We start from the raw sequence: 21,802 nt of genomic DNA on the forward strand, positions 1-21,802 counted from the left end.
AGCCGCCCGCAGTTGTCAGTGCAGTTAACTGGTTGCCTGCTGCTGCAGATACTGACGGATCCAGAGTTCAGTATCTGCAGCAGGCGCCGGTTTGGCATATAAATAGCCCTGATAACAGCGGCAGCCACTCTTGCGCAGCAAAGCCTGTTGCGCCGCTGTTTCTACGCCCTCCGCCACCAGTTTCATACCATAAGTATTGGCAATACCAACAATTGCATCAACTATCGCCCAGTCTCTTGGCTGGCCGGTACTGCCACTGCGGACAAAATACTGGTCAATTTTCACTTCATCAAACGGCAGTCGCGACAGATAAGATAACGATGAGTAGCCGGTGCCAAAGTCATCCATAGAAAACTTAACGCCCAGCTGCTTAATTTGCTGCATCCTTGCGACGGCGTCTTCCAGATCGGCCAGGATCAAACTTTCGGTCAGTTCAAGCATCAGGCATTGAGGTGAGAACTTATATTTTTCAATACATTGCTGCACAATGCTGACAAATTCTGGCAAATAGAACTGCCGGGCGCTGATATTGACTGACATCGTTACCGTCGCCAGCAGCGGGTCGGCTTGCCACTGCTGCAACTGCTGACAGGCCTGATGCAGCACCCAAAAGCCGATATCCTCAATCAGGCCGGTTTCCTCGGCCAGCGGGATAAACTCGGCCGGCGACACCAGGCCCAGCTCCGGACAATGCCAGCGCAGCAACGCCTCGACGCCCACCACTCTGCCAGTATCGGTCAACTGCGGCTGATAATGCAGGCTAAGCTGATTAAGCGCTACCGCTTTTGCCAGCGCGTTCTCCATCGCAAAGCGCTGCTGAATTTGCTGGTACATTTCGTCTTCAAACATCACCTGGCAATTGCCACCGGCAGCTTTGGCATGCGACACCGCTATGTCGGCCCGCTTCAATAGTTCATCAGCGCTGACTGACGTATCGTTGAATACGCAATATCCCAGGCTGACGCTGCTACTGTAATAATGTCCGCTTATCGCATAAGGCTGTGCCAGAGCTTTGAGCAACTCATCTGCAAACTGCTGTAGCTGATGTTGGGTTAGCGGCAGCTCTGCCGGCAGATCAATCACCAGTAACGCAAATTCATCACTGCTAAGGCGGCCACAGATGCTGCCAGGCGGTGCAAACTGCTCCAGCCGCAGTGCAACCTGCTTTAACAGCTCGTCCCCGGCTTTATGGCCCTGGGTATCATTTATTCGTTTAAAATTATCAACATCAACCAGAATAACTGCCCCACTTTGCTTTCTGGCGTCAAACTGGGTGCATAAGTCCTGCAGGCTTTGCTGCACTTTGCGTCTGTTATAAAGCCCGGTAAGGCTGTCAAAAAAAGCCAGTTGATGAATATGCTGCTCAGTCGCTTTACGCTGGGAAATATCAGTAATAAAACCGCTCCAGCGCACACCGCTGGCATCGCGCTCTGGCATGGCATTACCAAACAACCAACGCACTTCATTCTGTTCAGTCAGTACACGGTATTCCAGCTGCCAGGGTGATAAATGCTGTGCAGAATGATAAATTGACTGCCGCATACTCTCTCTGTCATCCGGATGCAGTACCAGCATCACCGGCATTGCATCAATACTTGCCTGCTCAGGGCTAATGCGGTAAATATCGCGGATAGCATCGCTGGCATAGGGAAAGGTAAAACTGCCATCGTCACCAAGACGAAACTCATACACCAGGCCAGGCACGCGCGAGGCGATGCGCTCTAACCGGGTAGACAGTATTCTGGCCTGTTCGTTTGCCACATTGCTGCTGCGCTCTGCAGCACTGATACGCTGACGCATCATCACGGCTACCGTCGCCAGCATCAGAATACCGACTGCCACAACAACGGCCAGGGTGCCCAGTGTCTGTTTGCTCATCACCATTGCATCTGGCGCAGCTAAACTGGCAGGCAAAAACACCGTCGCATGCATAGCAACATAATGCATGCTGGCAATGGCCATTCCCATTACTATCGAGCTTATGCATTCCAGCAGCGGCTTACTGGCGACTTTATTTGTCAGCCAGGGCCAGATGCCCAGAGCCAGTGTGGCCATCACTACCGCAACCACGATAGACAACCCGAACATAGCCGGGTTATACAGCCGCTCGGCTTGCAGCACCATGGCCGCCATGCCGATGTAATGCATACAGCCAATACCTGCGCCCATTAACACACCGCCGGCGACAATACGTTCAATACTCTGGCCGGAAGAGGCGACAACCCGAAGCGTAACATAGGCAGCAGCAATAGCAGGCAGCACTGACAGCAGCGTCACATCCAGCCGGTAGCCCACATCAACGGGTAACTGCAGTGACATCATGCCGGTAAAATGCATGGCCCACACGCCGAGCCCCATCGCCACTGCCCCACTGGCGTGCCACAGCCGGGCAGTTTGCAGGTTTTCTGCGCCACGCATCAGATGGCGGTGACTGAAGCTGGTGTAGGCGGCCAGTATGGCGATTAACAGTGACAGGATCACCAGAGCCATTGCATGATGCCCGTGATAGGCCGCAGACAAATCAGTAGTCGGATTGGTAAAAGCTAACAACGACATAACAAGGCTCATAAAGGTAACTGCAAACTAGTATTACGCAGCCTTAAGCGCACCACAAGCAGGAAACTGCTAACAGTGCGCAAACTGAGACCAGCATCAATTCAGGGCGCGTCCTGTTGCTGCAAAGCGGCAATGGCCAGCCTCAGGTTAGCGCTTTGGCTGTCAGGAAACCGCACAGCAATGGCCCCGGCCTGTTCCAGATAATGTGCTGCCTGCGTCGGCTCAGCCATTTGCAGATACACCCGTGCTATACCTGCAAGCACATCTATAGTGTCAGGATGTTCTGCGCTTTTATCTTTTCGCAGGCTCAGTATGTGCTGATAAAGCGCCAGCGCAGCCTGGTATTTTTGCTGCTCAAGATAGGTATCAGCCAGTAGCTGTGCAGATGTCAGCACCGAAGGATGGCGCTCTCCCAGCTGAAGTTTCATCTGTTGATAGGCATCAGTCAGCATCGTCTCTGCTTCTGCGTGTTGATGTTGTAACAGCAGCACCCTGCCAAGTTTCATCCGGCTTTGCAGGGTTTCGATATTACCACGCCCTAACACCTCAGAACGCTGCTTCAGCACCTGTCTAAACAGCATTTCGGCCTCAGCGTATCGTTGCTGTCCGCGATAGGTATCGGCCAGGTTATGCTGTGAGCGCAACGTATCAGGGTGTGATGGCCCCAGCACTTTTGTGGCAAGTTCAATATGTCTGATAATAACGGGTTCAGCCTCGTTGAAACGGCCAGAAGACTCATAAACTGAACCCAGCGTACTCATACACTGTAAGGTATCAGGATGAAACTCACCCCAGAGTTTCCGCGCCTGCTGCAGGCAGCGCTGATAATAGTCTGCGGCCAGCTGATACTTACCCAGCCAGTGACTGATAATCCCCAGATGCACCAGAGACTGAATAATGTGCGGGTGATCATTGCCAAGCAACTGCAGCCGCTGCTGATACAGCCTGAACCAAATCGTTTCGGCCTTTGTCAGTTCTCCGGCGGTATGATACGCGCTGGCAAGGTCGCTAAGTGCTGCCAGTGTTTCCATACTATTAACCCCATATAGCCGCTCCGTCAGTTCAAGCGCCTGATATGCCAGCGTCAATACGTCAGCGGTTTTATACTGGTCTTTATATACGCCAGCCAGCGTGCGGATAATTGATAAGAATAAGGCCGTATCGGTAAAACGGTTTTGTTCTGCCAGCCATTTCGCCTGCTCCAGGTGGCTCTGAGCATCAAACAACTGGCCAAGAGAAAAATAAGTTTGCCCAATCACCTGACGCACAGCGGCTTCAACCTCTGGTTGTTGTGCCAATGCATGCTGCGTATTCTGCTGCAACTGCATGCTGGCTTGGTCAAGCAATTGCTGTACTGTCGGCTTTTGTCCCTGTGCAACAAAAGGGTCCACCGCCGATAACATATCACTGACAAACTGGCTGACCGCCTGCGCCTTATCACGCTGCAACCTGGCCTGATCCCGTTCGTGGGCAACATGCAGTGACTGCAACCAGATGGCGATACTAAAACTAATAACAGCAAACATTACAGTGGCAAAAAGCAGGCTACTGACCTGGTTACGCCGCACCAGCATACAACTGCGGTACCACCAGCTTTCCTGTCGGGCCAGTACAGGATGACGGCCTAAAAAACGCTTTACATCGTCTGTAAAAGCCGCAACTGAGCTATAACGTTTATCTGGTTCGCTTTGTAAAGCCTTACTGAGAATACAACGCATATCTTCAGGCAAAGCAGCGGAAACAGCGCCGTTGGTTTCTGGCAGTTGCCCGCTTAACAGCTCATGCAACGTCACCCCAAGGGAGTATACATCGCTTAACGCAGACGGTGTCTTTCCCAGTTGCTGCTCAGGGCTGGCATAGCTTATGGTCAGCCGTTTATTGCCATTTTCAGCACCATACTGACTGGCTTTGGTCAACAGATGAGCAATACCAAAATCCAGCAGCTTGGGCTCACTGTCAGCGGTTACCAGAATATTTGCCGGTTTAATATCGCAATGCACAATCATGTTCTGGTGTGCATACGTCACGGCATTGGCGACTTTGACAAACAGCTGCAACCTGGCAGTTTGTGACAGTTCACGCGCGGCGCAGTAGCGATCAACAGGCTCACCTTTGACGTACTCCATGACCAGATAAGGTAAGCCTTGCTCTGTCGTGCCACCATCAAGTAAGCGGGATATGGCAGGATGCTCTAAATCTGCAAGAATTTGTCTTTCAGTTTTAAAGGCATGCAAAAGCACAGGTTTCGCCAAACGGGTATGGCTGATTTTAATGGCAACCTGTTTGGTAAATTGCTTGTCGGCGCGCTCTGCCAGATAGACCGCTCCCATGCCGCCGTGTCCTAGCGCGCGGACAATTTTGTATTGCCCAATCACTGTGCCGGTTAAATCTGCTGATTGAAGCAACTGAGTAGCTTCCTGCTGTAACAGCCCGGTGATATTAAGCGTTGCGTTATCAGACGCCAGTAACGCTAACACTGAGTCAGCAAGCTCTGGCTCAGTTGCACATTCAGCCTGTAAGAAACGGCTCCGCTCGGGTTCTGCTAACTCTGAAGCCAGGAAAAATAACCTTTCGATCTGCTGCCAGCGTTCCTTATCCATAGGGTATTTGGTCCGTGTCTGGTCTTGCTGCAGTGTTAAAAACCTGCCAATGCGCTAATTAGCTGGGAAGAAACTATACTGTTGCAACTAAAAGCTAGCAGAAAAAGCCAGTATGTCTAAAAATCCAGCATCGCAGCAGTTCACGATCTTGCTTGAACGGTGGCACAGCGGAGATGCTGCTGCTCTTAATCGCCTGAGTGAACAAATCCATAATGAATTGCACCGGTTAGCGCTGAAATTGATGTACAACGAGCGTGCGGGGCATACGCTACAGCCTACTGCGCTGGTCAATGAAGCCTATCTGAACTTGCTCAATTGTGATGTCAGTTACCATAACCGTGTGCATTTTTTTAACCTGGCCGGGCGCATGATGCGGCGCATCCTGGTTGATCACGCCCGTGCCCGCTATAGTGCTAAACGTGGCGATGGCATAAAATGTATCACGTTAGAAGAACAGCATCTTGGTGAAACAGAGAATATCGATATCCTGGCGCTGAATGATGCTATGGAAGCGCTGGCAGAATTTGACCAGCCCAAAGCGGAAATGCTTGAACTGCATTTTTTCGCCGGGTTAACCACCGCTGAAATAGCAGATTTGTATCAGGTATCGGCCAAAACGATTGAACGCAATACCCGGCTGGCAAAAGCCTGGCTGCGGCAAACTCTGCAACCGGTTTAAGTAATTTCCAGCTGCCTGAAAAAAAATGTCGTATTTCTACCCGCTTTTACGCTTATAGCAATATCAGACTGGCAACCGCCTGGCTGAACTACAGCGCAGTTAATGTCGTCGCGCTTTTCTCACATTAAAAGCGGGATACTATTATGCATAGCGCCTTTTATCATTTACTTGTTATTCAGCAACAGCAGAGCAACGATGAGCTGGCATTACACCGGGCTATCGCTCTGGCGGAGCAATATGGCAGCCGGGTTACCGTGTTTCAGTCGTTTTATAAGCGTTTGCAGCCGATACATCATAATTCGGTCAGTGCTGATAACGAACTGGCCGGTTTTATTGGGCAGTTCCGCCAGGATATTCTGCAACGTGCTGGCCGCCTGACGGCGAAAGAGCTGCAGATAGATGTTGTTGTGTCCTGGCGTGAAAGCGAGAAACACGCCATCAGCCAACTGATAGAACAACGTGACATCAGTATGGTTATAACGCCGCAGCACTGTAAACGGAACCTGTTGCCGTTATTAGCCAACAGCCTGGAGCATTATCTTATCAGTGATTGTGAGTTACCGGTCTGGCTGGTAAAACCCGGCCAGATAAATGGTGAGATCAATGTTCTGGCCTGCCTGGATCTGGAAGACAATGCCGGCAATAACAGCCAGATGAATGAGGTCATTTTAGATATTAGTGGCGAGCTGAGCCATAATGAGCAGCAACTGCACGTTATAAATTGTTACAGTGCACAGCACTGCACCATGAGCCTGCCCTACTCTAGTCAATCGGGTTTTGAGCCTTTGCCAGACATAGCAAAACAGCATAGTGATAAACTGCAGCATGTTACCCGTCGCTGTGGCATACCGGCTGATTGCCTGCATTTGCAAGATGGCTTACCCGACGATGAAATTCCTAAGACAGTGCAGTCGCTACACAGTCAGCTGGCGATAATAGGTAACAATCATATGCATGAGATCAGCTCAGCGTTACTGGGCGATACCGCCCATTACCTTAGCCAGCATATGCCATGTGATGTCTTAGTGATCAAGCCGACACCCGGTTTCGCTGCAGCCGGCAGATAAACAGCCGGCTGAGCTTCTTGCTAAAATGGCGCAGGAAATTGTCTTAAAAAGGCAGCGATGTCATCCAGCATCGCTGATGGCAGTGGTTCAGAGAATGCCGCTATATTCTGCTGCAGCTGCTCCATGCTGGTCGCCCCGATAATCGTTGATGTCACGCCTTCGACCTGAGCCACCCAACCTAGCGCAGCAGTAACAGGCGACACACCATGACCACGAGCCAGTTCAGTAAAAACAGTAATGGCCTGATTTGACTCAGGTGTATCGCGAAACAGACCATTACGTTGCAACATGCTCCAGCGTGTTCCGGCAGGGCGCGCACCAGCCAGATATTTGCCGGTCAACGCTCCGCCAGCCAGCGGTGACCAGGGCAGATAAGCCACCTGTTCATGTACACATTGCTCTATCAGATAGGGCCAGTCTTTGCTGTGCAACACGCTGAATTCGTTTTGAATAGAAACGATGCGAGGTACTTTATGCTCACGGCTTAACTGTAAATACTGACTGATACCCCAGGGTGTTTCATTCGACAAACCGCAATAGCGGATTTTACCCGCATCGACACAACGCTGCAGTGCCTCCAGCAAGCCCAGGATCTGCGCAGTTTGCTGTTCGCTATCCACTGCAGAAAAGCCGATATGCCCTACCGCGTGCTTACCAAAATGCGGTGACACCCGGTTTGGCCAATGCAACTGATACAGATCGATATAATCGGTTTGTAAGCGGCTAAGCGAGTCATCTACTGCCTGCAACAACGCTTCGGGCGTCATTTCAGTGCCATTACGCACATGCGCAAGGCCAGGGCCGGCCATTTTGGTAGCCAGCACAATATCCTGTCGCTTAGCACTGTGCCGGCTAAGCCAATTGCCGATAATTCGCTCGGTTGCGCCGTACGTCTGTGCAGAGGGCGGCACGGCGTACATTTCAGCGGTATCAATAAAGTTCATGCCCTGGGCCAATGCGTAGTCAAGCTGTGCATCAGCATCTGCCTGCGTATTCTGACAGCCCCAGGTCATAGTCCCCAGGCATACCCTTGACACGTTAACAGGTGAAGATCCTAAACGGGCATACTGCATAACCATCTCCAGACAAACAATTTGTGTGCACCATAGCGAAATCAGTTACGCCAGGCAACACAGCGGTAAAAATTACAGACATGTAAATGAAAATATGAAGTTACTGCAGTGTGCGTTGACAGCAATGTACCTTACTTACCTGGCGACACCATGTAAAAAACCTCATTAAAACCTTTTAAAATCATAAACATAAAAATAAAAACTAAAAAGCGGCTCAGGCTGGCCCGCAAGCTGCAATCACTACTGGTGTTCTGTCATGCAATAAATCACGCATGACCTCTCATAGTGCTAAGGCGCTACAGCTTTTAAAACGGAGACTGACATTATGGCAAATCTACATACCCAAGAAGTAAAACATGTTACTGATATTGTTCAGGTATTAAACAGTGGCATTGATTTTTACACTGACGCTAAAGAGAAAGTGGATGACAAACGTCTGGCTCAGTTTTTTGACCGCATGATTAATGCCCGTCGTATGGTAAAAGAGCGTTTACAGCCGTTTGCTGTGCAGGAAGAAGGAAAACGCGAGGAAGGCTCTGCCTTTACCGTTGAAGCACGAAAAGTGTATACCAACGTAATAGGTGCAATGAGTTCAGATAAAGAAGCTACCTATATTGCCCAGCTTGAAGAAGTGGAAGACAAGACGCTGGAAGAAATCCGTATTGCACTGAAAGAAAAGCAGCCACCACAGTATGAATCAGCGTTACTGCAATCACTGGCGACGATGCAGGAGTGCCATGACGAAATGCGGGCGCTGAAAAAGGCAACCAAACACTAACAGATAACGGCCCCCAAACCGTTATGTTGCCACCAGCGTTGCCCCAAGGCTGGTGGCCTTTTTCTGCCTGTTATTCAATATTATGTTGCTGCAACCATAGTTCCAATAATGTTGCCTGCCATAATTTAGAGCCGAACCGACCACTGAATTTATCCGGAGCGGCCAGCATCGTATCAATGTAATCCAGGTTAAACAGCTGACGCTGACGTGCTGCTTTCTGACTGAATACCTCTTTGGCCAGCTGCAGATACTCGCCGTGCATTTTTCTCAGCGCCGGTACCGGAAAGTAGCCCTTTGGCCGGTCAATAACAGCCGCAGGGATCACCTCTCTGGCTACCTGTTTTAACAGATATTTACCGCCATCGCGTAGTTTCAGCTGATGCGGGATTTTAAACGCCAGCTCAACCAATTCATGGTCCAGAAACGGTACCCTGGCTTCAAGCCCGAAGGCCATTGTCATGTTATCAACCCGTTTTAACGGATCGTCCACCAGCATAACGGCAGTATCAAGATGCAGCGCTTTGTCTACCGCTAAACGCGCACCACAGTTTGCAAAATACTGCTGTATATAGCTGAAAGAATAGTTATGTAAACAGTATTGCGGCGCCAGCACCTGTGCCAGCTGTGATTCATCCCAGGAGAAATAAGCGTCGGCATAACGCTGGGCCGCTTCATGTTCAGTCGCTTCTGTCATCGGCGGGTACCAGTGGTAACCGGCAAATACTTCATCGGCGCCCTGACCACTTTGCACCACTTTGACATGTTGGCTTACTGCCTGCGCTAACAGGTAAAAGCCAATAACATCGTGGCTGACCATAGGCTCAGACATGGCTTCAATACAAGGCCGCAAGTGGCCGAGTAACGTATCGTGTCTGGCGAAAATTTTGTTGTGCTGTGTATCATAGTGCCGGGCTATGATGTCGGAATATTTAAATTCATTGCCCTCCTCATCTGCCACATCGTCAAAGCCAATCGAAAAAGTATGTAATTGTTTCTGCCCGAGCTCGCTTAACATCCCTACTAATAAGGACGAGTCGAGCCCGCCGGACAATAGCACGCCCACCGGCACATCGGCTTCAAGCCGGCGCTTGGCACTGTCAAATAAAGCGGCTTTCAGCGCTTGCTGCCAGTCGGCCTCACTGCGTATTTCACTGTAATCGGTATCCGTATGCAGTTGCCAGTAACAGCCTTGTTTTACCTCCCCGTCAGCACTAACACGCATCCATTGGCCGGGCTGCAGTTTGTAGACATTGGAAAACAGCGTATCAGCGCCGACAATAGCGCGAAACGCCATATATTGATGCACGCCCGCCGGGTTAAGCTGCTGCGGCACTTCTGCACAACGTAGCAAAGAAGGTAACGTAGAGGAAAACCACAGGCCGTTGCGGTTTTGGTGATAATACAGCGGTTTGATCCCCAGGCGGTCGCGGGCAAAGAACGTGCTGTTACTGTCCCGGTGCCAGATAGCAAAAGCAAACATGCCATTAAAACGTGCCATGCACTGCTCTTGCCACTGCGCATAAGCTTTTAGAATAACTTCAGTATCACTGGTAGAAAAAAAACGGTGGCCTAACTGTTCCAGCTCTGCACGCAGCGCTTTGTAATTATAAATACAGCCGTTAAATACGATACTCAGCCCCAAAGCTGAGTCATGCATCGGTTGCGCGCCGGCAGCCGTTAAATCTATGACCTTCAGTCGCTGGTGACCAAAACAGACATTGCCCTGAGCTGAAACACCCCAGCCATCCGGTCCGCGCGGCGCCAATTTTTCCAACATTTTTTCAACATAAAGCGTTGATGCCTTACCGGCAAAACTGATTTCTCCTGCTATTCCACACATACCGTTCCTCTTGTATTCATTTCGCCAGGTGGTACTACTGACCGGCCTGGCGGCCTCGATTTTCCGGCACTTTAAACACCTCCACTAGAGAAGATTACTTAGTTACGACCAGATTGTGAGCTTTTAGTTTAGCCCGAGCTTGCTTTTCACTCTGACCTGCTACTATTAGACCCTATGCTAGACTTAACGTATTTTCAACAAATGACAAGGTTAGACCAGTATGAATATTTGTATTTTATCTACTGACCAGGTCAAGGACGATCACCGCCTGCTGGAGGCAGCAAAAGCAAGAGGTCATACTGCAGAGCTTTATAACATTCGGGATATCAGCATGGTGCTATCGACCGAAAAGCCAATGATTTACTGGCGTGACAAAAACATCACCAAAGCCTTTGATGCCATTATCCCGCGGCTGAACGTCAATTTTACTGACTACGGCACCAACGTACTGCAGCAGTTTATCTGCAGCCAGACCTATGTTAGCGAATCGCCAGCCGCACTGCGTCTGGGGCGGGATAAATTAAAATGTCTGCAGTATCTGCTGGCCCGAGGCCTGCCTTTCCCTGCAACCGGTATTGCCTACAATCCACAGGGCTTTCGGGAACTTGCAAATGTCATAGGTTTGCCAATGATCGTTAAATTGATTGAGAGCACTGAAGGTACCGGCATATTTCTGGTACACAGCTTAAAAGAAATGGACAACATTGTTAAAACATTCAGCCAGTTAGGCGCATCATACATTATTCAACGTTTTGTTAAAGAAGCGTCAGGTACAGACATTCGCGCTTTTGTTGTCGGTGGTAAAGTGGTTGCCAGTATGTGTCGTCGCTCGCAAGATGGCGACTTCAGATCAAATGTGTCTCTTGGCGGACATTCTGAACCTTATCAGCTTAGCGCTGACGAAGAAGAGATGGTGTTATCTGCTACGGCCTCTATCGGTATGAATGTGGCAGGTGTGGACTTTGTGTGTTCAGATGAGGGACCTCTGCTACTGGAAATTAATGTGTCGCCCGACTTTACCGGCGAGCAGGGTATCGAAAGTATTACCGGTGTCGATATCGCAGGGGCCATTATTGACTATGCCGTATCACAGGTGCACCGTTTTTATGAGCAGCGCTACAGTAGCGCAAAGGTATTAGAATCTCAGCGGGGTATTTTATGTGCCGATGGATAGCCTATACCGGTAAACCCATATATCTGGATACACTGGTCACGAAACCGGACCACTCTCTGGTGGTGCAAAGCCGCCACAGTCAAATGAATTACACCAAAAACGGGCAGCTGCTAAGTACTAACGGTGACGGCTTCGGCATTGGCTGGTACGACAAACGCAAAGAGCCGGGATTATTTAAAGACGACCTGCCAGCCTGGCACAATACTAACCTGAATAATTTATGCCATCAGGTCAAAGCCCATACTTTTATGGCGCATATCCGCGCGACGACAACCGGTGATATTCAGCGCGCTAACTGTCATCCTTTTCGCTACAAAAACTGGCTGTTTCAGCATAACGGCCATGTCAGCCACTTTCCTAAAATCAGGCGTGAGCTGCAGCTAAGTATTGCGCCTGAATTGTATCCACTGCTGCAGGGCACCACAGACAGCGAAACCTTTTTTTACCTGGCCATTACGCTGGGCCTGCTGGACCAGCCCAAAGCAGCAATGCAAAAGATGGTCGAAAAGGTGCTGCAGGCACTGCTGAAGATCGATCAGGAAGGCGTACTTAATTTATCCTGCGCCATCTCTGACGGTGAAAAGCTGTATACCATCCGTTACTCGCATAACGAGGCTCCAATGACACAGTTTGTGTCAACCGACACCGCCTGCATGGCTGAATTTGCACAGGCCAGACCGCGCATTCCATCAGGCAGTACTGTTGTGGTTTCTGAGCCCCTGGACAATATCAGCAGTAAGTGGCGTAAAATAGCCAATAACTCCTTTACGACAATCAACAACTGCAACGTGCAAAGTGAAACCTTTTTGCCGTAACCCTTACAGCAGGCTGGCACACAAGCAATATTTTGTATCATAATCGCTAGCCTGATTTTCTACTGACAAAGAGTATTGTATGACGATGTTGCGTTTATTGGTTGTCGCCCTGATGGTGTTTACTGTAACAGCTTGCTCTGACAAGCCGGGTGATACCAGACTGAAGCAGTTATTGCAGCAGCAATTTGACGCCAAATATGAAGGACTGGTTGACATTAGCAATGTAAAAAAGCTGAATGGTTGGTCAGACAACGATAGCCATTATGCTGCAGACGTCTCTTATGACGTCGAATTTAAACAATCGTTTAAAGAGTACATGGACAAACAAACCGCAAAACCTGGCAACCCGTTGGAGAAAATGGCCAGTGGTATGGCAGCCGGCATGTTGAAACTACAGTATGGCGATTTCAAAGCTGGTGACCAGTATCAGGTAAAACAACAGACACTGACGCTGCGCAAAACAGACAACGGCTGGGTACTGACCGACTAAGGTAAGACACTCAAAGAACCGGTTAGCAAAGTGACCGGTTCTATAGCTGTATCAATATCAAAACGCCAGCACAAGCTCTACCCGACGGTTTGCTGCTCTGCCCTGCGCAGTTTTATTATCCGCCACAGGCTCTGCCGGGCCACGACCTTCTGCCGTTACCTGCTCAGCGGTTAAGCCCTGTTGTAGTAAAAATGCTTTTACCTGTTCAGCCCGTTGCTGTGACAAGGTGTTGTTATACGCCAGCTTGCCTGAACCATCGGTATGGCCGACTACCGTCAATTTCTGGTATTCAATATGTTCCAGAGATTCAACCACGCTACTGAGCACACTTTGTTGCTCGTCGCTTATTCTGGCACCATCATGCGAAAATGCGGTAATGCCGGGAAAAGCAACCTTTATGCTGCCATCGGCCAGTTCTGATGTCTGTGCCGCGGTGCGCTGCTGCAGCCGGGCCAGAAATACAGACTGCGGCTTGGCAACGTCTGCTTTTACGGCGTCGGCTTTATTGCCTGAGGTGCTGGCACAACCGGTATGCAAAAATGTAAATAAAGCAACTGACAGAAACAATACTGCGCGCAAAATAGATACTCCATAAATAAGTTATCAATAATGGCGCACACTTTAATCTTTTCACAGCAGCAAATAAACACCAAAACTTAACAATAAATAAATATATTTAATCAAAGTGAAACCAGAGTAATAACACTGCCATGTAGTGTGCATTCATTATCAGTAGTATCCGCACAGTTTTATGGGATTGCACTTTGGCGTCAGATACTCTATGGTGCAGCCATGCCATACTCAAAATTCTTTGCGCTCACCACCACGGTGAGCGGCCAGCATTACACCGCTATCGCCTTCCATTCCTAGGCCGGTTTTGCCCTGCGCGAAACCGGCCTGACACTTTTTCGTTAAACCATTTTGTTCATTTTTGCTTCTGTAATGCGGAGCTATAATGTATTTCTGTTATCCCAAAGCGTCACATAAGACTATCGCCAGCGTCGTTGCAGCGTTGGCCTGCCGGCAGTTTTTGCCGTTTACAGCGTTGCAACTAAACCACATTGTGCATTCACTGGCGGACAATCACCGTCAGTGCAAACTCAACTATGACAGCAGTGCAATCCGGCTAGGCAGCTCAGTTGAACTGAAAAATCTCGATACTCACGAGCGGGGCTGGCTGCAGCTGGTGACACCGTCGCAAGCGAGCTATCGTCGAAACCGTATTTCAATACTCTCGCCGCTTGGCGCTGATCTGCTGGATAAAACGACTGATCATGATATTCAGTTAACGCTGTTACGCCATCAACTTAACCTGCGTGTACTCACTGTGATGAGTATTACGCCAAATAAGATAAGGAGCTTTAATGAAAACCCCTGACATCACGCTTTCCACCACTGATTTTGACAGGCTGGATAATTTGCTGGCCAGTCTGGGCCAGGACACCGTTGGCTACGATACATTAAGCCAGGAGTTGCAGCGCGCAATTATTGTATCGCCGCAACAGCTACCGGCAGACGTCGTTAGTATGAATTCGACTGTACGCTTTAGCCTTGCTAACGGTAAGTCCAGCACCCTGACGCTGGTATACCCCAAAGACGCAGACCCAAGTGGCGACAAAATATCGATACTCGCGCCAGTAGGCAGTGCTTTACTCGGGCTAAAATGTGGTGACAGCATCAACTGGCCATTACCGGGTGGCGAAATGTCGGTGATAACCGTTGACGAAGTTGTCTACCAGCCTGAACGTGAAGGTGCCTACCACCGCTGAGTGTTTTTAACAGGCACGCCCGGCCACTATAAGAGCCGGGCATAGCCGGTTTGCTTTCAGTAAAAATGCTGCTTCGCGAAATGCTTATTCTGCTATAGAATGCGCCACCGAAATCCAGCCTGAAGTGCTGTTAGTTATGCAGTCTTCCAATGCGTTATACACTGATCTCTCCATTTATTACGACCTGATGTGTTGCGATATCGACTATCATGCGCAAAGCCAGGCCGTGCACCGGCTGCACCAGTTGCTGGGCAACGCTGGCCGCACTCATCTGGATCTGGCGTGTGGTACGGGCCCGCATATCTATCATTTTCTAAGCTTGGGCTACCAATGCACAGGAATTGACCTGAACCAGCCAATGCTGACACTGGCGCAGGCCCGCTGCCCGCAAGCGCGTTTTGTGCTGCAGAATATGTGCAATTTCACACTGGACCAACCGGTCGATCTTATTACCTGTTTTTTGTATTCCATTCATTATAATTCCGGCATAACGCAGCTACAGCAGTGCATCAGCAGCGTATTTAATGCTTTAACTACAGGCGGTGTATTCTGCTTTAATGCGGTGGATAAAGATAAAATCTGTAACAGCAGTATGGTGCGCCACAGCACTCATCACCTGGACAGCCAGTTTGTGTTTGAGTCGGGCTGGCATTATGCCGGTGCTGGCGAACAGCAATCTCTTAAACTGCGCATTGCTAAAATCAATGCCGCCGCCACTGAACTGTGGCACGACGAACATCCGATGGTAGCTGTCAGTTTTGCAGAATTACAGGCGTTACTAAGCCCGTTGTTTGAAGTGCATATTCTGGCTCATCAGTACGACAACATAGTGCCATGGGATCAGGTATCAGGTAACGCACTGTTCGTTTGTATTAAGCGCTGATAATACCGGCACCGCCACACAGCAGTGCCGGTATTCGTTACAAGCGGAATTTACTAATCAGACTATTCAGTTGCTCAGCCAACCGTGCCAGCTCTGCACTTGATGCCTGCGTTTCATTGGCACCAGCCGCGGTTTGCACAGCCAGGTCGCGAATATTTACCAGGTTGCGGTCAACATCTCGCGCCACGGTAGCCTGCTGTTCTGCCGCACTGGCGATAGTCAGGTTCTGGTTATTGATCTGCGATATCGCCTCTGCAATCAGTTGCAAGGCCTCGCCGGCCTGATGCGCTACCTGCAAGGTTTCTGCGGCTCTTGCACTGCTGCTGCTCATAGCACTTACTGTGGTGGCCGTTTCAGCGTCAATCGCCCCCATCATACGTTCTATTTCTTTAGTAGATTCCTGGGTCCGGTGCGCCAGCGCCCTGACCTCATCCGCTACTACCGCAAAGCCACGGCCGCTGTCTCCGGCTCTGGCGGCTTCGATAGCGGCATTTAAAGCCAGCAGGTTAGTCTGATCAGCAATAGCGCGGATAACATCCAGCACCGAGGCAATATCACGGATCCGCGTTGCCAGATTACCGACGCTGTTACCGGTATGCTGCAGCTCAGTTTCCAGATCGCGGATATTCTTAATGGTATGTTCTACCTGGTTCTTACCCAGACGGGTTTTCTCATCAGCCAGTTCAGAGTCGCGAGATGTTGTAACAGCGCTACGGGCAACCTCTTCAATCGCTGTTGTTAGCTCAGTCACAGCGGTAGCGGCCTGGTCCAGCTCGTCACTTTGCTGATGCATAGTCTGGGTAGACTGCTCGGTTACCACGCTCAGCTCTTCTGACGTGGCTGCCAATTGCGATGATGATTTATTAATTTCATCAAGTGTCTGGCGCAGCTGCTGCTGCATCTGTGCCATGGCTCTGACCATATCACCGGCTTCATCCGGTTCATCATCATGAATAGCTGCGGTTAAATCAGCTGACGCAATACGCTGCGAAACCGTAACCGCATTACGCATTGGAACAATCAAACTGCGGCTGAATAACCAGGCCAAAACGGCACCAAACAAGGTGGCGATAACAATGACCACTGTGGTAACCGTTTTGCCTTGCTTTACACTGTGATGAGCGGCATCTGCCGCAGTGTCTGATGTACTTTTTTGGTATTCGAACATCTGTGTCAGTGCATTATTAAATTCAACCGATGCCTGGCTAAAGTTTTGCTGCGCAAACGCGCGTGCTTCATGCTGACTGCCCGCGTCAATCATTTGCAGTAACTGCTTATGCAACTGGTCATAATGCTTACGCGCCCGGTCTACATTTTCAAACACCGCCCGACCTTGCGGCGTTTTATGAAATTCTGCCAGCTTGCGCTCGGTTTCGTCATAGCTGCTTAGCTGGTTATTCATCAGGTTGCGGTTGTCTTCACGCTCCTGCGGGCTTTGCGCATTTAACATGCCCAGGATATAAATACGTATCAGCAGAAAATCCCGGTTTAGCTCGCCTGCCAGTATTGATGCCGGTAAACGCCGCTCTGCAATGTTGTCAAAATGCCGCTCCGTCTCGTTAAGACTCAGTATGGCCATTACCCCGACAAACAGCGTTGACAGGCCCATCAGCACGAAAGCGATGGATAATCGTTTGGTAATACGTATTTTTCTTAGCATGGTATGACATCTCAATACGGCTGATGTGGCAGGTTTAGCTGTCTTTGTCAGTAAAAGCGACCTGACATGGCTACAGCTGAATATTTATACCAGCTCATATTAGAGTAATATTTCGCAAACTGCCAACTGCATGACTTTTAACGTAAACTGACAACCTCTAGTTTCAGGCGGGCATACCAGTATGGATTCAGTAACACAGTTAACCCTTGGCGCAGCTGTTGCCGTTGCAGCACTAGGCCAAAAGCCGGGTAGTAAAGTAAAAGTGGCATTTGCCGGCGCAGTGCTCGGTACCCTGCCCGATTTAGATGTACTTATTGATTATGGCGATGTCGTCAGCAATATGGTGCTGCACCGCACCGAAAGCCATGCCTTATTTTACCAAACGCTGGCATCGCCACTGCTGGCCTGGCTGGCGGCGTTATGTTGCAACCAAAGGCACTATTACCGCCACTGGTTAGTAACAACCTGGCTTATCCTTATTACCCACACAGGTATTGACGCCATGACGGTATACGGCACCCAGTTTGGTTTGCCTTTTACCAACACGCCCTTTGCTGTCGGCAGCATGTTTATTATCGACCCGCTGTATACCCTGCCACTGCTGGCCGGGGTTTTGTGGTATTTATTCTCCCGGCGTGACAAGGGCTACCGGGCCAATGCTGCCGGCATTTTATTATCGTCCGCCTACCTGGTTTGGAGTTTTGCTGCCCAGCAATATGTAACCAGCGTAGCGATACTCAATGCCCAGCAGCAACTGCGTGCCCCCCAACAGATACTGGTAACGCCTGCCCCTTTGAACACCATATTGTGGCGCATTGTTGTGATGACAGAAGAAGGTTATGCCGAAGGGTTTTACTCGCTGTTTGACAGCAGCGATCAAATTGAATTTACGCAGATAGCACAGGATACCAGCCTGAAACAACGTTATGCCGATGTCAAAGCAGTACAGCAACTGGCCTGGTTCAGCCGGGGCTTTTACACGCTGGCGCAGCAAGGTGATGCGCTGCTATTGACGGATTTACGTATGGGTCAGGAAGGCAGCTATGCGTTTCAGTTTGAAGTGGACCCGGCAAATAACAGGGCTGTAGTCCAGCAGCCGACGCGCCGCGATGCCGCCACCGCCTTGCCATGGCTTTGGCAACGCATGTGGGGCACTCAACTGCCCCCACCCTATGTAAAGGCCCAGTTGTAGCAACACTACAAGCTACAGTTAAAACTGTATGCTTTTGCTGATGCTGATCCCCAACCGTTTGGCCAGGCGGGCCAGGTTGGCCCTGTCTTGCCCCAGCTGCCTGGCTGCCAGGCTCCAGTTACCATTAGCCTGTTGCAGCGCCTGCAAAATCAGCTGGCGCTGAAACTGCTCGGTTGCCTCTTTCAGATCAGTCAGATGCTGCTCAGCAACACTTTGTTGCAGCGCCTGCTCAACCGGCAACACGCCGTTGCTTAGCGCCAGTAACGCAGCACTGATACTCACAATACCTGAGCGGCCTTTCTGGCCGGCTGCTTTTAATGCAGCGCGACTAATAACATGTTCCAGCTCACGCACATTGCCCGGCCATTGATACTGTAGCAATGCCGAAACAGCATCGGACGACAATTTCAGTTGCCTGATGCCCAGTTTACGGCTGGTTTGTTCGAGAAAATACCCCGCCAGCAGTAACACATCCTCGCCACGCTGACGCAGCGGCGGCACCGTTAGCGGATACACCGTCAACCTGTGATACAAATCAGCCCTAAAGCGGCCTTGCTGCACTTCGTGCTGCAAATCGCGGTTGGTTGCAGCAATAATACGCACATCAACGCTTTGTACCTCATCTTTACCCACCGGCTGAATTTCGCCGCTTTGCAGTACCCGCAGCAGCTTGCTTTGCATACTGAGCGGCAACTCGCCCACTTCATCCAGAAAAATGGTACCGCCATCCGACAGCAGAAACTTACCTGGCCGCTCGCGATCCGCGCCGGTAAAAGCACCTTTGGCATGACCGAATAACTCCGCTTCGGCCAGGCTTTCCGGCAAAGACGCACAATTTAAGTACACCAAAGGTGCACTGTTACGGCCGGACAATTGATGCAGGGTGCGGGCAACCAGCTCTTTGCCGACGCCCGTTTCGCCCTGAATAAGCACGGTGTAATCTGAACCCGCTACCAGCTGAATATCACTGCGTAGCGCCTGCATTGCAGTGCTCTGCCCTATCAGCTCCCCGCCATCACGCAGCAGAGCTTCCTGCGTCAGTTCCTGCACCAATTGCTGCGCATGGCGCGCGCTCATGGTCAGCTGTGTCATGGCAAAGGCGGTTTTAAGCGTTGCGGCAGACAAGGCAGCCATTAACTCAAGCGTTTTATCGGCTATCTGGGTAAAGGCATCCGGTTCCAGGCTGTCGATGGTTAACAGACCCAGTAATTGCTTATCAGAATATAGCGGCAGCCCCATACAGGAATGCACCGGCAAGTCGCCGCTACGGGCCAACAGCAGGCCATCGTAAGGATCAGGCAGTGGGCAATCCGACGGAAAACGGTGCGGCCCGCTACTTAAACATAACTGCTGCAGCCTCGGATGCTCGGCCAATGCAAAACGTCGGCCCATGGTATCGGCTGACAAGCCCTGCGCGGCCAACGGCGTCAGAACGTCCTGATGCAAACCCAACAGCACAACAGCATCACAGCGAATGGCCTTGCGCACGGATGTCAGCAAGCGGTCAAACCTGTCTTCATTGTTCAGGCTATTGGCTAAATCCAGCGCAACTTCCAGCAATAGCCTGTTGTTTTGATCTGACATACCCCACCCAAGTCAAAATGACTTCAAAGAATCAAAATAACTACGCAAAAGAATAAGTCATTATGACTCATAATTAAAAGATAAAAAACTTAAACAATTGAAAATAATAAAAATAAAATTATGGCACAACTTCTGCTGTAGTAAGACGAAATCAGTAAGCGGAGGTGTTTATGCACGCACTAGTCTCTCTACCCCGGCAAGCCAAATATGAAAGATTATTGTACTGGGCAAACGGCTTTTTAGCCGCTTCAGCAGCGGTGTTACTGGCAACAGTATTGATGTGTTATCCGTTCGAGCAATGGTTTTCTCTGCCGCAGCTGATTGTTGGCCACCTGAGTATGCTGGCCAGCGCGACGATGGTGAAAATAAGCTATGTCGGGCGCTGCATTGCGCTGTATGCGTTAAAGCGTGAGGTGCGCTAACGTGGCGGTGCAACCCATAAATCTTACGCCACCGGCCAGCGCAGATACGCCCGCGGTACTGGCACTGGCATTTAGGCCATTTTTTCTGCTGGCAGCTATTTGGGCGCTGGTATCAGTTGCACTGTGGCTTGGTCAGCTATCCGGTTGGCGGAGCACCCAGCAGCTGCTGCCTGCTACGCTATGGCATGCCCACGAAATGCTATTTGGCTTCGGCGCTTTAGTTGCCGCAGGTTTTTTACTCACCGCCGCACAGAACTGGACTAATGTACCGGCACTGCGTGGCACTAAGCTGGCGTTGTTATCCCTGTGCTGGCTGGCCGCACGTTTAGTGCCGCTGCTTACCTCTGAGCTAACCGGTATAACGCTACTTGTCGTTCTGCAAAGCCTGTGGTGGCTTGGCGTACTGGCCGCATTTTCCCGTCAGTTATGGCTGGCTAAAAGCCGGCGTAACTATCAGTTTGTTGCCATTTTGCTGGTGATGATGCTGTTTAACCTAAGCTTTCTGCTGCTGGTGTATAACGGCCAGCCAGATTATGCCGCGCATTTAAGCCACTGCATGATCCTGATGTTTTGTCTGTTAATGGGCATCGTCGGTGCAAGGGTTATTCCGTTTTTTACCGCCAGAGCCACAGCAACTGTGCAGATCAGTACACCAGGGTTAGACAAAACCGTGCTGTTTGTTTCGCTGCCCGCGACAGCACTTTTTGTTAGCAGCGGCTTTTACCCGCCGCTGTTTTCACCCGGTTATCTGATGCTGCTAAGCGCAGTACTGCACCTGCTGCGCCTTGGCTTCTGGTTTACCCCTAAGCTGCTACGGCATCCATTACTGTGGTCACTGCACCTGTCATATCTGGCGATGGCTCTTGGTTTGCTGCTAATGGCGCTCAGCCTGCTGACTAAACTGCTGTACTTCAAAGATATGCTGCACCTGGTAGCGATAAGTGCCATGGCCGCGATGATGCTGTCGATGATGGCCCGGGTGTCACTTGGCCATACCGGCCGGCCACTGCTGGTTAGCAACGTGCTGGCACTCAGCTTCGCTGCAGTATTGCTGTCTGGCGTGCTCCGCGCATTGGCATTACTACTGGCCAAACCGTTATTGCTGTGGCAGCTGAGCGCGGCGCTCTGGCTGGTCGCATTTCTGATTTTTATCCGGGTGTACTTACCCATTCTTACATCACCGCGGCTGGATGGCCGGTCGGGCTGATGTGTTTACCATT

The 21,802-nt window shown here is 50.4% G+C and carries 19 protein-coding genes; 12 read left to right on the plus strand and 7 right to left on the minus strand.

Annotated elements, in window-relative coordinates; genetic code table 11:
* Positions 1 to 24 precede the first annotated feature (24 nt).
* Together AC5SV9_RS02830 and AC5SV9_RS02835 are read right to left on the minus strand one after the other, a co-directional pair.
* Entirely contained in the window at positions 25 to 2,556 is a 2,532-nt protein-coding gene (locus tag AC5SV9_RS02830) for a bifunctional diguanylate cyclase/phosphodiesterase (protein ID WP_475152932.1), read from the minus strand.
* Between the two features lie 101 nt (positions 2,557 to 2,657).
* On the minus strand, positions 2,658 to 5,156 hold the full coding sequence (locus tag AC5SV9_RS02835) for a tetratricopeptide repeat protein (RefSeq protein WP_475152931.1): 2,499 nt from the start codon (positions 5,154 to 5,156) through the stop codon (positions 2,658 to 2,660).
* 112 nt (positions 5,157 to 5,268) lie between these two features.
* On the opposite strand from AC5SV9_RS02835, the gene AC5SV9_RS02840 reads away from it, so the two are divergent.
* Positions 5,269 to 5,835, plus strand: coding sequence for an ECF-type sigma factor (locus AC5SV9_RS02840; protein WP_475152929.1), 567 nt, complete (start codon positions 5,269 to 5,271; stop codon positions 5,833 to 5,835).
* A gap of 143 nt (positions 5,836 to 5,978) precedes the next feature.
* Entirely contained in the window at positions 5,979 to 6,902 is a 924-nt protein-coding gene (locus AC5SV9_RS02845; protein WP_475152927.1) for a universal stress protein, read from the plus strand.
* A 20-nt stretch (positions 6,903 to 6,922) separates the two neighbouring features.
* Here AC5SV9_RS02845 and AC5SV9_RS02850 read toward each other — a convergent pair whose 3' ends face one another.
* Positions 6,923 to 7,975, minus strand: coding sequence for an aldo/keto reductase (locus AC5SV9_RS02850; protein ID WP_475152926.1), 1,053 nt, complete (start codon positions 7,973 to 7,975; stop codon positions 6,923 to 6,925).
* 325 nt (positions 7,976 to 8,300) lie between these two features.
* Here AC5SV9_RS02850 and AC5SV9_RS02855 point away from each other — a divergent pair, with 325 nt between their 5' ends.
* Positions 8,301 to 8,753, plus strand: coding sequence for a ferritin-like domain-containing protein (locus AC5SV9_RS02855; protein ID WP_475152924.1), 453 nt, complete (start codon positions 8,301 to 8,303; stop codon positions 8,751 to 8,753).
* Between the two features lie 70 nt (positions 8,754 to 8,823).
* On the opposite strand, the gene AC5SV9_RS02860 is transcribed toward AC5SV9_RS02855, so the two are convergent.
* The gene (locus AC5SV9_RS02860) at positions 8,824 to 10,593 is read right to left on the minus strand and encodes an N-acetylglutaminylglutamine amidotransferase (RefSeq protein WP_475152922.1); all 1,770 of its coding nucleotides are present in this window, start codon (positions 10,591 to 10,593) and stop codon (positions 8,824 to 8,826) included.
* A 220-nt stretch (positions 10,594 to 10,813) separates the two neighbouring features.
* On the opposite strand from AC5SV9_RS02860, the gene AC5SV9_RS02865 reads away from it, so the two are divergent.
* From AC5SV9_RS02865 to AC5SV9_RS02875, 3 genes are all read left to right on the plus strand, one after another.
* Entirely contained in the window at positions 10,814 to 11,767 is a 954-nt protein-coding gene (locus AC5SV9_RS02865; protein WP_475152920.1) for an ATP-grasp domain-containing protein, read from the plus strand.
* Positions 11,752 to 12,582 (plus strand): class II glutamine amidotransferase, encoded by an 831-nt coding sequence (locus AC5SV9_RS02870; RefSeq protein ID WP_475152918.1) that lies wholly within the window; start codon positions 11,752 to 11,754, stop codon positions 12,580 to 12,582. Before AC5SV9_RS02865 ends, AC5SV9_RS02870 begins: the two co-directional genes overlap by 16 nt.
* 79 nt (positions 12,583 to 12,661) lie before the next feature.
* Complete coding sequence (locus AC5SV9_RS02875) at positions 12,662 to 13,072, plus strand: hypothetical protein (protein ID WP_475152917.1); 411 nt, start codon at positions 12,662 to 12,664, stop codon at positions 13,070 to 13,072.
* A 57-nt stretch (positions 13,073 to 13,129) separates the two neighbouring features.
* Here AC5SV9_RS02875 and AC5SV9_RS02880 read toward each other — a convergent pair whose 3' ends face one another.
* Positions 13,130 to 13,651 (minus strand): OmpA family protein, encoded by a 522-nt coding sequence (locus AC5SV9_RS02880; RefSeq protein ID WP_475152916.1) that lies wholly within the window; start codon positions 13,649 to 13,651, stop codon positions 13,130 to 13,132.
* A gap of 376 nt (positions 13,652 to 14,027) precedes the next feature.
* On the opposite strand from AC5SV9_RS02880, the gene AC5SV9_RS02885 reads away from it, so the two are divergent.
* The 3 genes from AC5SV9_RS02885 to AC5SV9_RS02895 all read left to right on the plus strand — a co-directional run bounded on the left by AC5SV9_RS02885 (position 14,028) and on the right by AC5SV9_RS02895 (position 15,724).
* The gene (locus AC5SV9_RS02885; protein WP_475152915.1) at positions 14,028 to 14,450 is read left to right on the plus strand and encodes a GreA/GreB family elongation factor; all 423 of its coding nucleotides are present in this window, start codon (positions 14,028 to 14,030) and stop codon (positions 14,448 to 14,450) included.
* Positions 14,437 to 14,841, plus strand: a complete 405-nt coding sequence (gene rnk, locus AC5SV9_RS02890; RefSeq protein ID WP_475152913.1) for a nucleoside diphosphate kinase regulator — start codon at positions 14,437 to 14,439, stop codon at positions 14,839 to 14,841. Before AC5SV9_RS02885 ends, rnk begins: the two co-directional genes overlap by 14 nt.
* Positions 14,842 to 14,977: 136 nt before the next feature.
* The gene (locus tag AC5SV9_RS02895; RefSeq protein WP_475152912.1) at positions 14,978 to 15,724 is read left to right on the plus strand and encodes a class I SAM-dependent DNA methyltransferase; all 747 of its coding nucleotides are present in this window, start codon (positions 14,978 to 14,980) and stop codon (positions 15,722 to 15,724) included.
* A gap of 37 nt (positions 15,725 to 15,761) precedes the next feature.
* On the opposite strand, the gene AC5SV9_RS02900 is transcribed toward AC5SV9_RS02895, so the two are convergent.
* A complete protein-coding gene (locus AC5SV9_RS02900) occupies positions 15,762 to 17,384 on the minus strand; it encodes a methyl-accepting chemotaxis protein (protein ID WP_475152911.1) in 1,623 nt (540 codons plus the stop codon).
* Positions 17,385 to 17,565: 181 nt separating this feature from the next.
* Between AC5SV9_RS02900 and AC5SV9_RS02905 the strand changes: the two genes are divergently transcribed.
* Entirely contained in the window at positions 17,566 to 18,576 is a 1,011-nt protein-coding gene (locus AC5SV9_RS02905) for a metal-dependent hydrolase (RefSeq protein ID WP_475152909.1), read from the plus strand.
* Positions 18,577 to 18,594: 18 nt separating this feature from the next.
* Here the strand turns inward: AC5SV9_RS02905 and norR are convergent, their stop codons facing one another.
* Positions 18,595 to 20,160: a nitric oxide reductase transcriptional regulator NorR gene (gene norR, locus AC5SV9_RS02910; protein ID WP_475152907.1), complete on the minus strand. Its 1,566-nt coding sequence runs from the start codon at positions 20,158 to 20,160 to the stop codon at positions 18,595 to 18,597.
* A 170-nt stretch (positions 20,161 to 20,330) separates the two neighbouring features.
* On the opposite strand from norR, the gene AC5SV9_RS02915 reads away from it, so the two are divergent.
* On the plus strand, positions 20,331 to 20,582 hold the full coding sequence (locus tag AC5SV9_RS02915; RefSeq protein WP_475152905.1) for a hypothetical protein: 252 nt from the start codon (positions 20,331 to 20,333) through the stop codon (positions 20,580 to 20,582).
* 1 nt (position 20,583) lies between these two features.
* On the plus strand, positions 20,584 to 21,789 hold the full coding sequence (locus AC5SV9_RS02920) for an NnrS family protein (protein ID WP_475152903.1): 1,206 nt from the start codon (positions 20,584 to 20,586) through the stop codon (positions 21,787 to 21,789).
* Positions 21,790 to 21,802: the final 13 nt, after the last annotated feature.

The organism is Rheinheimera sp. ATLC3, assembly GCF_059429535.1.